Origin of the sequence: Spirosoma validum (assembly GCF_014699035.1) — a bacterium.
GTDB classification, from domain to species: Bacteria; Bacteroidota; Bacteroidia; order Cytophagales; family Spirosomataceae; genus Spirosoma; species Spirosoma validum.
This window is the reverse complement of record NZ_JACXAA010000002.1, coordinates 367,084-380,153: the sequence shown is the minus strand read 5'-3', so window position 1 is coordinate 380,153 and position 13,070 is coordinate 367,084. Positions and strand designations below refer to the sequence as shown.

The window sequence follows — 13,070 nt, the reverse complement described above, 5'->3', positions numbered from 1 at the left end:
GTTTACAGTTGTATTGATCTGAACGCTGCCCCCGTCGAACCGATAGTTGACCCTTCAAAAGACATGGTTATTTTACTTACGGCGGAGTAATCCAGGCCAGGGTTATTCGATAGCAGGGATATACTCCACTCGCTGAAAGGTGTAGGCTGAAAATAGGCGTAAGCTACTTCTTTGTCTACTTCACCATCGATCTGCACGAATCCCAGGTTGCCATTGTCGAATGTCCAGTTAGGGTTTTGCCCTTGCTTTGCAACCAGATATTCGAATGATCGATTCAACCCTTTACTATTAAACTGATAGTTTGTTCCCTGGTAGGTGTCCAGATAATTCCCGGCCGTGGTAATGATGACGTAAACGGAATAGCTTTCGGCATTTGATTTGGTACCCTCCAGCCAAACCCTGATGTTACTAAGCCTCACCCGCGTGTGACCCGCAAAATTCGGGTTGTCAAGCGGTACCACCCAGGTAGCTCTCCCCGTCGTTCGAAGCGTTTCCAGAACCGATGGCTGGGTGATCTCAACATACGTATTCTTCATCACCTGTGGCGGTGGATCAAAGCGGGTTAGCGCATTGGCAAAATCCATCGTTATTTTGGTGATATCCTGAATGCCGGAGTCGAGATTACTCACCGGATCAACGATCTTCGGATGAACATTGGAGGGACTAAGAGCCCAATAAAAATAGGATGCCTGGTAAGATCGTAAGGCAGCGAACAGCAAACTCTTCGCGTCTAAATACTTTTGGTAAAACTGTTGCATCATGGCCAGCATAGGCGCTTCACCAGCTTTCAAGGTGTTCACCAGATTCTGTAGGTTAGCTTGTTTTTGCTGAGTGTAATGCAATTGGAACGTAATGGCTGCCACTTGCTGCCCCGCTTTTATAACGGCGAGTTGTGCTGCTGAAAGCGACTGACCATAAATAACCAGAATATCGAGAGCCTGCTTGTAATCGGCAGCAAATTTGATCCCTTTATCGACCGAGTCCTGTAATACGTCATCGGCTTTCAGCTTAAAGATGGCCCAGCCGTCAGCTGCGCTCAGATCCGCACCATCCGTAGTGTCCTTCATCTCCTGAATGGTGTTCATTTGGGCCTGGGCACTGCTTATATTATCAGCTACCTCTTTTACCGCCTTAGCCAGTTCATACACTTTTTGCAGAACCTCCACCAGCTTCTTAAGTTTCGCCATAGTATCAGCTAATTCGCTGGCCTTTTTAGCGACGGCAGCGCCAGTGTCGGCTGCTTGCGCAACAGCCTTGGCACCATTTACAGCGCCTTCGGCTGCGGCTGGTGCTGCGGCTTCGTCGCCCATAGCCATTGCACCGATAGCCGCACCAAACGTTACTACCGCTGTAACCAAACTGACGATGGCTTTAATAATCTGTTCCCGTTCGTAATCCGGTATACCTATCTGCTGAAAGTTAGCCTGAACCGCGTTTACGGCCAGTTGCTGATTATTGAAATTGATTTGAGCCTTGGTTGCAGCAGCCTCCGCATTGCTATAGTTGTTATTAGCTTGTTGCAGAAGTGCCGTTACGTATTGATTTTCTGCATCTGCATTGGCTACCATCGTTTTAGCCAGCGCAATATTTTCATCGGTTAGCGTTTTTTGCGTGCTTAACGTTTCGTAATGCGACTCATATTCGCTTGCGTAGGAAGCAAAGGCGCGGGCTAGGTCCGTATATACACTTGATGTGAGATAAGGAACAAAAACAGCGCCGTTGGCAGTAGCATTTATTTGGGCACTCAACAGTGTAACCAGACTAGTACTGCGATAAAACAAATCTTCAAACTGGCCACTTTGGGCCGCCCAGCTTTTTACCCATAAAAATATGGATAAGGCCAGATCGGGATTCTGGTCGTACAACAGCGAACCGAAAATGAATGAATTGTTCAAATACAGTTGCATATCATCTGCTACCTGAAACCCAATACCCTGTTGTAGCTGAAGAGGCTGACAGACGGGCTGGCCATTGGTGTTATTAACCGAAATGCCCGGAGCAAGCGTATCCTGGTTAATCGTAAAGAGAACAGGCTGCTCCTGATTAGGAACAACCGCAGAACCTGTTAGAGTACCCACTAACTCATCAGCAAACACAACTAATTGTGCTGTATTACTTTGCCGATAGTCAAGAATTATCGTAGCACTACCCGTTACTTCAATCCTGCGGGCAAAAATCACCAGGCCTGTCGACTGAAGCAGCCAGTTGGTTAAGTCAGGCACCAGTAATACGTCAGCGTAGATGGTGGTCAATATCGGCGTCTGACCAGACTGTCGGATACTTTCTTTAATAGCGGAGAAATCCAGGCACATACCCCGAAGAATCGCATTTTGCGACCCGATCAGTTCGGTTGAGGCATTCGGTACGTTGCCTTTAGTTTGTAAATCGGAATAAAACGAGGGCCAATCCGGTGGCGAGAATGACTGGTTAGTGGCAGTGATTATAGAAGACGTCATAGTTTTTAATATTCATCAAAGAGGAAGGGATTATTCAGGATTTTTATGCTTAGTGAGGGCAGACGTATAGCTATAAACGTCTACCCTCACTTACCGAACTTCGGTTTATAGTATCCTATTTGTTCGGTCAGGCATTCAAGCAAGCATTACTTATTAACGGTTACGTATGCGTTAACTCGGTAGGCATCCGCTTCCTGGCCCACAGCCGTCCAGGCATTGATGGCTGATTGCACACCCAAGTTCATGATGATAGGCAGTGCTTCCTGAATATTCGTTTTTATTAGATTGATTATATTGTTGAGATCATCGGCAATCGCCCCCCACACACCCTGTATTTTTTGAATAATAGGCAGCGCGGCATTCAGGGGACCTAGTATATTCGTAAGCCCAGACTCGACGGAGTTGATGGCAATCATTAAGTTGGCATCAGCAGCCAGCTTATCAGAAAGAGAGTTAATTTGTTGTTGAGCGGCCCGGACTCTTTCCAGCGCTTTAACCGCTTTATCCCCATAAATACCCGCTACAATAGCTGCGGCAACAGTACCAATTGGCCATACCCAGGCATATGTAGGTGTCGTAGCAGCTACGATAACATCGTGATTATAGTCTGCATTAGCAGCATCAAGTACCAGTTTTTCAGCTTTCAGTTGTTCAGTAATCGTAATTACTTCCGTACTGGTCGCTCCATACTTATCATTATAGTATTTTTGCAGTCCCCCCTTGCCATCTGTGCCACTCAGCTTCACTTTATCACTCTGCGTTTGATCCGCAAAATCCTTAATTTTCGCAGCCACTGAAGCAGCATTCTTCTGGTATTCAGTGGCTTTAGACGACAGTAAACCCAAAATTGCCGTCAATTCATCTTTAGCAGTCTGATCATCAGGATTAGCAGTAAGTTTCTGGGCAAGCGGTAAAATAGGATTGTAGTACGTTGGCGCTTGCTGTGCATAATTATGAATGTCAGAAGCAAGCGAAACGCTTTGGGGAAAGGTATCATTCTGCCAAGTGGTAACATGGTCGTGAATACCCCCATAGGCCGCTACGAGTTGACTAAAATCGCTCATGTCAGACGGAGCACCAGAACCAATTGATGTTTTTAGGGCATCTAACGTGGTGGGTAAAACCAAGGCGTCGATAACGTAGGTTTGGATGCTGATCCATTCAGTTGCAGAAAGTGCAAATGCGGGCCCTCCCGAAACAGATGCTTGTGCAATAGAGCCGGGGCCAAGGCTGGGAGTTTGGGTTACTGATTCCTGTTCCATAATTTGTTAATCTGATTGTAAGTAGTTTACTGGTTGTTGTGAGGAAATAATACTGACGTAAACAAGAGTTTGCCTGATTCTTGTTAATAGTTACCAATGAACTGCTGCAGCAATCCCATTTGGTCGAAGTTTCACCCTAAAAGCATACACAAAATGTTGCTCTCAGCGGATGGAATCAAATGTAAATGGTTATATATTGTTAATACTTGATTATTTACTAAGAGGTAGTATATAATTTATGTGCATTTATTACTCTAAATAGATACATTATTCTAGTCTATTTATAATTTGTTACAACCTAAAATAAACTTGGAGTAAGTTTAACTTGTGTGACCGGCAACAGTCGCTTTACATGGCTCTGAAAGACGTGGGACGGGTGTATAAAACTAATTATATATTGTTTTATGTGCATGATCCCGAATTGCAGGCCACTGTGGAGGTATGCTCACCCAGATGGGGCACAGGAACAAGTTTAGCCGTGCTATCATATTGGGAAATAATCAGGCTCTGGTCAAACCGACTGGGAGCGACGGGTTACTACTGGTGGCAAAGTCGTCATTATGAATGCCATTATAGTACTATCTGCTGTACCTGTCGGAGCGGTTACGACAATGTTCAGCGCTAAGCGAACGGGAGGAGTTATAAAGTACATTTCTGCAATCGTCGACGCATCGCTGGCATCACATAAATCCGGGCGGTGAGGGTGATTTTACAGATGCTGATAATCAGGAATCCGTTTTTGATTTGGAGACTCTGCTAAACTTTTCCTTGCCTAGACCATCTTGTTCGGTTAGAGCCGCCAAATGGCGCCAGCGGCCGATCGTGATTATGTAATTTTCCGCAGAACTAAAGAAGTATCATTGGCTCATCAGCATAGGGGTTGTCTACTGAGAGACAGGAGATTTGTGGCAGAGCATCGTGGGGGGCCTTTAGGAAAGCAGCAACAGCATGATTTGCTAGAGTGGGCTTCCGCTTGTGTGAAACATGTCTTAGATCGTATCGGTGAGCAATCAAATCAGCCTTTGCTAGATATACTGAAAGTTGGTCATGCCTGGAAGCAGGGAAAAGCTTCGGTTGGGGATGCACGCAAAGCAGCACTCAATGCTATTGCTATGGCCAAGCAGCTTGAGGACCCGGTTAAAATAGCCATCACCCGGGCGGTTGGGCATGTTGTAGCGGTGGCTCATATAGCTGGCCATTCGTTAAAAGCAGCGGATTACGCTTTAAAGGCAATCAACAAAGATGGTAGGCCTCTAGAACAGCAATGGCAACATGAGCAATTACCATCTTCTATCAAAACGATTGTCTTAACAGCTCGAAAATAAAGGAGAAATGAACCTCTCGTTCGTCTCTTAAAAGCCCCATTAATGAAGCAGATACACGAACGCTCATTCATCTCGGGTAGAAGCGTTTGAAGAGACAGTTAGTTTTAATAACTGTCAACTTCCGTTAGTAGCATACGCTATTCAATCAGCGCATTCACCTTGTCAGTTGCAACCGGAAATGGAAACTGGGTATTAAAAAAGCGCACAACTCGAACGAGTTGTGCGCTAAGGAACAATAAATTACCGTCTACAATTAATTATAGTCCCGATTTTAACGCATTTAGTACGGCTTCGTACGCTTTCTTTTTGGCACCAGCCGGCGTGTACAGAAGCGGGTAATCGGCCCCGTTTCTGTAGCGCCAGCTTTGATTGTCCAGTAATCCCCAGATGGTTACGCCATAACGCTGTGACTTGGGCACATTACGCATATACGAATTGACGATATAGCTATACATCTCGGCCTGAGTAGTTTCCAGGGCATCAGTAAGTACTAAACTGGTCGCATTCGTCGTATTCACACCTATATCCAGTTCAGAGACATGAATCAATAGGCCAGTAGCCGCCAGTTTCCGGAAATGGGTATCTATTTGCTCTTTATTGGTGTTAATGCTAACATGCATCTGGGTGCCTATTCCGTCTACTTTAGCTCCTCTGCGTCTGATTTCGGCTACATAAGCAATCATAGAATCCAGCTTGGCCGTTGAGGATTCCAGGTTGTAATCGTTTATAAATAACTTAGCCGCCGGGTCCGCTTCTGCGGCATAGGTGAATGCTTTAACCCCAAAATCACGACCTAGGTAGTGGCTCCAGACAAATACATCGTTAGCCGTAGCATTGGCTGTGTTCGTATTGTTTCGAATAGCCCCCGCAGGCCCATCGGAAAACATTTCATTGATTACATCCCAACCGCGCACCTTTCCTTTGAAATGCCCTGCAATCTGTTGAATCGTTGTTTTAAGCAGGCTATCTACCTTTGTATAATTATTGGCAGATCCACCCGCTGTGACTAATTCATTGACACTCACATCATCAATAAAATACGTGTTGCTATTACGTCCCATATCAAATACAATACGGGTTTGGGCTTCATTAGCGGTAATAAGCCAGGTTACCTGCTGCCAGGAAGTACCGATCGTCTGATCGCCCTGGTACAAAGCAGAAGGTTGAGTTGAAAGTCTTATAGAACCATTGGCCGCGGCTGCTTTTACCCAATAGCTAACCTGGTATTGTTTGCCCACCGTAAGCGGAATAGGATCAGAAGCTACCTGCACGCGCCATTGCTCTGTGGTGTAAGCGGTCGGGTTTACCACTTTCATAGAGCGGCTACCGGAGCGTACTTCAGCCGCGCCGGAACCTACACTTATGGTAGCCGTTCCAGCGGGGTTGCCCGTATTCAACACAGTGAACCGAGCAAAACTGGTCGCATCTCCGTCTTCAAAACCAGGATTTTGTATTAAGTTCGTATCACTCGGACGGGCAGACGTTAAAATGCTTCGGTAATAGGTGCCTTGCGCTTGTGAGTGCCAGGCTAAAACATGCCCATGAACTTGCATATTAGCCGCTTGTGCAGCTGCCACCATGGCATCGGCTGTCGTGAAATTATACCCCCCGGAACTTGTTACCAGGGCATTGTTTTTCATTTCATTTTCAAACGTAATGCCATTGAAGTCCCGCTTGATGATAGTCGATGAGGTAGGATTGGTTATGAAAGCCCCATTGCTACCTGCCACAGCAATCGGAAAAGTAGCCACCGATTTTAATGACACGGTTCCCATTACAGGGGGTTCCACGCCTTCATGATCGGTCATACAGGCGGATACAACGGCCAGCAGCCCTACAAATTCCAAAATTCTTTTTTTCATATAGATTTGATTTATACTCATACACATAGCTACTGATCGCTTTAGGGCCATAATTGCTTGAATTAAGTCCGTTCATAGGCTTCTTCCGTCGTCAGCATCTTTTACATCACTACTGCCAAGCCGAAGCCGTAATTGCTTTGATCGGCCCTTCTCTTTTGGGTGTTGATAAGTTCTTTAAAGGACAATTCCCTGATCATTTCTTCAGAAATTGCGTCGTACGCAGTTACTAATAAATTCGGTTAAGATTAGCCGCTGGGATCGAGCAGTGTCAACGCTGACTTTTTCATGCCGTGGGTTCCCAGCATGTGCAGACGGAGCCAGGCGCCCAATAGTACGTAGTAAAACTGATCACCAGCTGATAAGACGTTTCATACTGTTACATACTGTTGTAGTCGTGAAGTTTATGTTAGAGGGTGTTTTTATCGGATAAACTTATTCTGGATAAATGGCACTAGTGGACTTGCAACAGTATAGTGAAGATTTTTTCAGGCGGCCATTGCGGTAGTGAAAAAATAAGATTCTTGTTGACTGGGTGTTCGGTCATACCAAATTGGTGTCCGTCTATGAGGCACAGATAGTCGCTTTGAAAACGGCTATCAAAGAACTCATTGACGTAGACCCTATTCTCAAACCTCGTGTTGAGCGGCTGGTATCCATCAAAGGGCTAGCTTTACTGTCGGTGGCCATTCTCGTCGCTGAAACCAACAGTTTTGAAGGCTTCAACAACCAGCGTCATTTAGTTAGCTATGCGAGGTATAACGTCATAGAGAATCAGTCGGGTAACCACTCGGGCAAAATGCGCATCTTCCAAAAGGGTAACACGGGGCCGCCCGAGCCGAGCGGTCGGCTTCGTTGTATCCTGCATATGTTTGCTTTTAATGCGGTTCGGTTCAATAAACCCAGTTGCAAAGCCCTTTATGATCGGGTCTACAAACGAACTCGTATTAAGATGAAAGCCTATGTGGTTGTTCAAAAGCGATTGCTTTTGATTGCCTACGACTTATGGCTTCATGAGATCAAGTATGACCTTTTGTATTTAGCGAACCGAGCCGAGAAGAACAAAAAAATAGTCCCGCCGGTCGGGGACTATACAGTATCAACTGGCCGAAGCCGAGTTGTCCTATTTGTAATTCAAAAATATGAAAAAAATTCTATCTCAAAATTTGCTTCTCACAACAGTACCAACGGTCCGATTTTCAACATCAATCGAAAAACGGTAGTCGATACTTGGGTGCAAACGGCGCACATTATACTGCACGCGCTTCGGTCAATATAGTTGAAAAGCTAATGATGCGCATCTTGCCGGTCAGAAATTGAACCGTCTCTACTAATTCTGCCTTGAAACTCCCCCAGAACGACTCAACATGAATGTTCTGATAGTAGGCCACTTGCATACGTTGCGCAAAATTTCATCGTCTCATTGTTTTGGAAGCGTACCTGGCAACTATTCAGATCGACTCTATTTATTCGACATAAACCCAGAATGGGTAATGGGTACGATAAAAAAGCCTGGTCACAACGCAGCCAGGCTTTCCGCATCTATCCACACCAGTAGGGAACCGACTAATTCCCCTAGATTTAGCGAATATAGCGGCTTGATCAGGTAAAAGTCTTATTAATTATACACTGTAAACTCGAATGAAGGTAAACTCGACAGTCCTTACCCTACTCGTTGCCTCCCTGTTTAATTTTTCAGCACAAGGGCAAAAGACCGATATTATGCTGTTGGGGTCCGATCACCTGGCCCAACTCTATAAAAGCGATAACCCAAACACGGACGTTTTGCTGCCCAGGCAACAAGGTGAGCTTGCCGCATTCACCAAACTCATTCTGCCTTACCAGCCGAACATGATCATGGTAGAGGTGTTGCCGGAAAAACAAAAAATGATCGATAGTTTGTATAGCTTATACATGCATGATAACCTCAAACTGGATCAACTGGCAGATGGCCGAAGTGAAGTCTATCAGTTAGCCTTTCGAATGGGGAAACAGCTTGGACTAGCCAAAATATATTGTGTCAATGCGCCAGGGGGAACTTCGCAAAGCATTCTGGACAACGGCGAGAACATCCATTTGTATAAAGAAGAAGGAATGGCCTTGCGATCGATGGTCGTTGACAAAGTGAAAGCCTTACAGGAAAATAGGTTGTCGTTGAAAAACTATCTGGTTTTTATCAATCAGCCGGAGACCTATAACAAAATTTATCATTTGCGCTACATTACCCCAGCCCGAGTGATAAACGGAACATTTAAAAATCCAGACGCGATGGTTGACACGGCCTTTGTCAATCCGAACTATATTGGCGCTGAGCTGATTTCTGTTTTTAAAAATAGAGATTACAAAATCTACTCGAACATGGTTACGGCTCAACTAAAAACGAAGGCAAAACGGGTGCTGTTACTCATTGGCGCGGCTCACCTTGGTTCGCTCAAAAGCATTTTACGGGATGATCCTGCTTATACGGTAATCGATCCCACTACGTATCTCGACAGATAATTGGCCGTGTCAATCGTCCATCGCAAACGGACAGATACAAACGGGCTACGTAATGATTTTAGTGTCTAACCCCTCTGTGCTGAATTAGCCGACCGTTCAGCGCTATCTCAGGAAATAGTTCCAGCTATGTTCCTGCGTTATATAACCTTTCAATGACGATGAGTGTACCAGAAAACCAACTAACTAACAAGCCATCAATTACCACGTTGTTTATTGATATTGGGGGCGTACTCCTTTCTAATGGCTGGGACCGGGCTGCCCGCAGGTTGGCAGCCGAGACGTTTGCCCTGGATCTAGCTGATCTGGAAGAACGACACCATCTGACCTTTGACACCTACGAAACGGGTAAGCTCACCCTGGACGAATACCTGGATCGGATCGTTTTTTATCAAGCCCGATCCTTCTCGATGGACCGTTTTAAAGAATTCATGTTCGCCCAGTCGAGGCCTTATCCCGACATGATCGAGCTGATTCGGCAGTTGAAACAAACCTACCAACTAAAAATTGCCGTCGTCAGTAACGAAGGTCGGGAGCTGAACAGACACCGGATTGAGACCTTTGGCTTAGCTGAATTTGTCGACTTTTTTGTCTCCTCCAGCTTTGTTCATTTACGCAAGCCAAACGCCGATATTTATAAAATGGCCATCGATTTGGCCCAAACACCGATTGATCAGATCCTGTATCTGGATGATCGATCTCTCTTTGTCAGTGTGGCCGCGAGCTTAGGCATTCAGGGCATTTGTCACGTTGATTACCAGACCACCCGAACCGCCCTCGATCGGGTCGGCCTAAGCGTTGATCAATAAGGAGTGACATTAACGATTTCCTCAATAGTCCTACCAGCAGCTTCACTGATCGATCCGATATCGTTCTATGAGTAGCTGAAACCTAGATTTGTACACTATGCGGTACATAATCAATTTAAAAGACTCCTTAGCCCAAAATAGATATCTCAAAGGTTTGCCCGTCGACTGTAAGCATCCACCAAGTCGATCCACAGAAAAAACATTCTATTTTCTCGTCCAGTTGTCCAGTCATGTTACTAAACCATGAGAATACACCCCATCCCAAGCGTTCCGATTTACTGGCCCGATTTGGTCGGTTTCTGCGAGAGCGATTCAGTCTGGAAGAGGATAAGGACGATGAAGCGGAGGTTATCCAATCGGTTAGCCGAGGTATCGAATTTCGGGGCATAAATCTGTGGACGTTAATTTTCGCGATTTTCATTGCCTCCATTGGATTAAATATCAACTCCCCGGCGGTTATCACAGGTGCGTTTCTTATCTCCCCGCTAATGGGCCCTATAATGGGAATTGGCATGGGAGTCGGTATCAATGATTTGGCGATGATCACCCGCGTGCTGAAAAACCTGAGTATTGCGGTTTTCATTAGTCTGCTGACCTCCACGATCTATCTCGTTCTGAGCCCTTTACACCTCGCTCAGTCGGAACTGTTAGCTCGTACATCGCCCACCGTTTGGGATGCTTTGGTGGCCTGGCGGGCATTGTAGCAGGCTCACGTCGAGAGAAGGTCACCAATGTTATTCCAGGAGTGGCCATAGCTACCGCTCTAATGCCTCCCCTGTGTACAGCAGGTTATGGCATCGCTACCGGTAATCTGTACTACTTTGCGGGCGCGTTTTACCTATTTCTCATCAATGGGATCTGTATTAGTCTGGCTACGTTCTTGATTGTACGATTCCTGGGCTATCATCAAAAAGAATATCCAACGTCTGAAGTTGAACGGCGTGTGCGCAATACGATTTGGCTGGCCGTGTTGATTGCCATTGTACCTAGCACGTATCTGGGTTATCAAATTGTTCGTAAGACTATTTTCGAAGAGGAGGCCAAGCGATTTGTTGCCAGAGAGTGTGATTTTCACTACCGGCAAGTCATAAAATATGATGCACATTTCAATCAGCACCAGAGCCGACTCGAACTTACGCTGGTTGGAGAGCCGTTGCCCACAGACTCCATCAATCTGCTGAAGGCAAAAATGCCCACGTATGGCCTGAACGATGCGCAACTAATTGTGCATCAGGGCAGTTTCAAGGATGCGCCTATTGACGTTGATGCCCTTACCAATACGGTAGCCGACCAGGTAATCAAGCCCGCAAGGATCAAACCATTGATTCATTACGTCGGCATATCGAGCTAACCCAAACCTCCCGATTGCCCGTGGCTGATTTGCGCAATGAACTCAAAACCCTGATGCCCGATCTGCAAACCTTCACTGCTGCCCGTTCACTGGTAGTGAATGCGGCCACTATAAAACCCGATACGGTTATGTTGGTGTATGCCAAATTCGCCCGTCAACATACCTGGGCTGAACACCAACGCATTGAGAAGTGGCTACAAAGTCGGACGAAAAGTAAGCGAATTAAACTCTTAGTCGAGTGAGCGATAACGTACCTTTTCGTGTTCCAGGTTCATAATTTATTGCCTAAAATTTGCCCCTAGCTTCGGATAGCTATTCACTGATCGAAGGGTTTTCGTCCACGAAAACACATTAATGCCATTTTTGTACTTTTAGTAGTTGTTCTAATTACTCTCTCAAATTCAACTGAGTAATGCCAATTGTATAATTCATATACTACTATAGAGAGTTAGTCACCTTCTTTGACTATTCCCTATAAAACAAATACAGCGAACTGGATGCTGTCCGGCGATCGAAGGCGGCTTTCTTACGTTCTGAAATATGGCAGTCAATCTATAAAAATGAACAGCAAAATTACGATTGGGACACAAAGTCGCGGGGCGCTAGCCCATACAACTTCCGAAAACATTTAGCGAAATAAGCCGGACTCTCGAAGCCTACCCGGTAAGCTGTCTCACTGACCCTCAGCCCTTCGCTTAGGTAGTAGGTGGCCTGTTTGAGACGGTATTGACGCAGCAGGTCATTGGCCGATAAACCCGTGAGCGTTTTCACTTTACGAAACAGATTCGTGCGGCTCAGGTTTAGCTGGCTCATCATCGTTTCTACACCGAAATCCGGATCGCTTAGGTGCGCATCCAGGAGATGGTAAAGCTGGCCCAGAAAAGGATCGGGCGCTTGATTAGTTAGGTCCATTAACTGGTTGATCAGATTCAGTAACTGGCGGGCATGGGTTTCGATCCCTGTTAGTTGTCTCTGTATAGGCGTGGACTGTCTTTGCAGTAACAATTGTTCGAGAGGACCCAGAATCAGGGTCAGGGGAGTGTGAAATTCGTGGGTGATGTTGGCGAAGAACCGGCTTTTCATCTCGTCTAACTGTCGGAGATTTTCGGCCTCCATCTGCCGATGGACGAGCTGTTGGCGTAATTTATACCGACTGAGCAACGATCGATACAGCAGTACTAAACCACTGGTAAGGGTCAGGCCCAGCAACACAAAAAACCCGCCGGTTTTCCAGAAAGGAGGTTGGACAATCAGCCGGAATGTATGCCATCTGGCCTCCCATTGACCTGCTTTCTGCGCTCGATTCACCGTAAAGGTGTAATTGCCGGCTGGCAATTGATAACTGGCCGTAGCGTCGACCCCTTCCTCGACATTCCCTTGTTGATCTGTTGGGCCTCCAGTATGATTTATAACAATAATAATGCTGTTTTAGTAGTAGTGTTTACTTCCCGATACAGAAAGTAATGCACAAGCCCAAGCTCCTTATAATTAGATATATACACTTAACAGAAA

General features: G+C 45.8%; 10 protein-coding genes and 1 pseudogene. 7 read left to right on the top strand and 4 right to left on the bottom strand.

Annotation, left to right across the window (positions count from 1 at the left end; translation table 11 throughout):
- Window positions 1-2 precede the first annotated feature (2 nt).
- Both IC230_RS06420 and IC230_RS06415 read right to left on the bottom strand, forming a co-directional pair.
- Window positions 3-2,456: a hypothetical protein gene (locus tag IC230_RS06420; RefSeq protein WP_191038149.1), complete on the bottom strand. Its 2,454-nt coding sequence runs from the start codon at window positions 2,454-2,456 to the stop codon at window positions 3-5.
- Window positions 2,457-2,602: 146 nt separating this feature from the next.
- Complete coding sequence (locus IC230_RS06415) at window positions 2,603-3,718, bottom strand: alpha-xenorhabdolysin family binary toxin subunit A (protein WP_191038148.1); 1,116 nt, start codon at window positions 3,716-3,718, stop codon at window positions 2,603-2,605.
- A 325-nt stretch (window positions 3,719-4,043) separates the two neighbouring features.
- Here IC230_RS06415 and IC230_RS34750 point away from each other — a divergent pair, with 325 nt between their 5' ends.
- Both IC230_RS34750 and IC230_RS06405 read left to right on the top strand, forming a co-directional pair.
- On the top strand, window positions 4,044-4,343 hold the full coding sequence (locus IC230_RS34750) for a Tn3 family transposase (protein WP_223860380.1): 300 nt from the start codon (window positions 4,044-4,046) through the stop codon (window positions 4,341-4,343).
- 178 nt (window positions 4,344-4,521) lie between these two features.
- Complete coding sequence (locus IC230_RS06405; protein ID WP_223860378.1) at window positions 4,522-5,043, top strand: putative immunity protein; 522 nt, start codon at window positions 4,522-4,524, stop codon at window positions 5,041-5,043.
- A gap of 257 nt (window positions 5,044-5,300) precedes the next feature.
- Here IC230_RS06405 and IC230_RS06400 read toward each other — a convergent pair whose 3' ends face one another.
- The gene (locus tag IC230_RS06400) at window positions 5,301-6,905 is read right to left on the bottom strand and encodes an endo-1,4-beta-xylanase (protein WP_191038146.1); all 1,605 of its coding nucleotides are present in this window, start codon (window positions 6,903-6,905) and stop codon (window positions 5,301-5,303) included.
- A gap of 583 nt (window positions 6,906-7,488) precedes the next feature.
- On the opposite strand from IC230_RS06400, the gene IC230_RS06395 reads away from it, so the two are divergent.
- The 5 genes and pseudogenes from IC230_RS06395 to IC230_RS34590 all read left to right on the top strand — a co-directional run bounded on the left by IC230_RS06395 (window position 7,489) and on the right by IC230_RS34590 (window position 11,800).
- Window positions 7,489-8,181: a transposase gene (locus tag IC230_RS06395; RefSeq protein ID WP_223860376.1), complete on the top strand. Its 693-nt coding sequence runs from the start codon at window positions 7,489-7,491 to the stop codon at window positions 8,179-8,181.
- A gap of 362 nt (window positions 8,182-8,543) precedes the next feature.
- Window positions 8,544-9,401 (top strand): DUF5694 domain-containing protein, encoded by an 858-nt coding sequence (locus tag IC230_RS06385; RefSeq protein WP_191038144.1) that lies wholly within the window; start codon window positions 8,544-8,546, stop codon window positions 9,399-9,401.
- Window positions 9,402-9,559: 158 nt separating this feature from the next.
- Entirely contained in the window at window positions 9,560-10,207 is a 648-nt protein-coding gene (locus IC230_RS06380; protein WP_223860368.1) for an HAD family hydrolase, read from the top strand.
- A gap of 230 nt (window positions 10,208-10,437) precedes the next feature.
- A pseudogene (locus tag IC230_RS34745) lies at window positions 10,438-11,558 on the top strand (DUF389 domain-containing protein).
- A gap of 20 nt (window positions 11,559-11,578) precedes the next feature.
- Window positions 11,579-11,800 carry a hypothetical protein gene (locus tag IC230_RS34590; protein ID WP_317171769.1) on the top strand — a complete coding sequence of 74 codons (222 nt, stop codon included), beginning with the start codon at window positions 11,579-11,581 and terminating at the stop codon, window positions 11,798-11,800.
- Between the two features lie 331 nt (window positions 11,801-12,131).
- On the opposite strand, the gene IC230_RS06370 is transcribed toward IC230_RS34590, so the two are convergent.
- A complete protein-coding gene (locus tag IC230_RS06370; RefSeq protein ID WP_191038142.1) occupies window positions 12,132-12,866 on the bottom strand; it encodes a helix-turn-helix domain-containing protein in 735 nt (244 codons plus the stop codon).
- Between the last annotated feature and the right edge of the window lie 204 nt (window positions 12,867-13,070).

Coding starts and splice junctions, on each gene's coding strand:
- IC230_RS06420 (WP_191038149.1), bottom strand. CDS start 2,456: ATGACGTCTTCTATAATCACTGCCACTAACCAGTCATTCTCGCCACCG.
- IC230_RS06415 (WP_191038148.1), bottom strand. CDS start 3,718: ATGGAACAGGAATCAGTAACCCAAACTCCCAGCCTTGGCCCCGGCTCT.
- IC230_RS06405 (WP_223860378.1), top strand. CDS start 4,522: ATGGCGCCAGCGGCCGATCGTGATTATGTAATTTTCCGCAGAACTAAA.
- IC230_RS06400 (WP_191038146.1), bottom strand. CDS start 6,905: ATGAAAAAAAGAATTTTGGAATTTGTAGGGCTGCTGGCCGTTGTATCC.
- IC230_RS06385 (WP_191038144.1), top strand. CDS start 8,544: ATGAAGGTAAACTCGACAGTCCTTACCCTACTCGTTGCCTCCCTGTTT.
- IC230_RS06380 (WP_223860368.1), top strand. CDS start 9,560: ATGAGTGTACCAGAAAACCAACTAACTAACAAGCCATCAATTACCACG.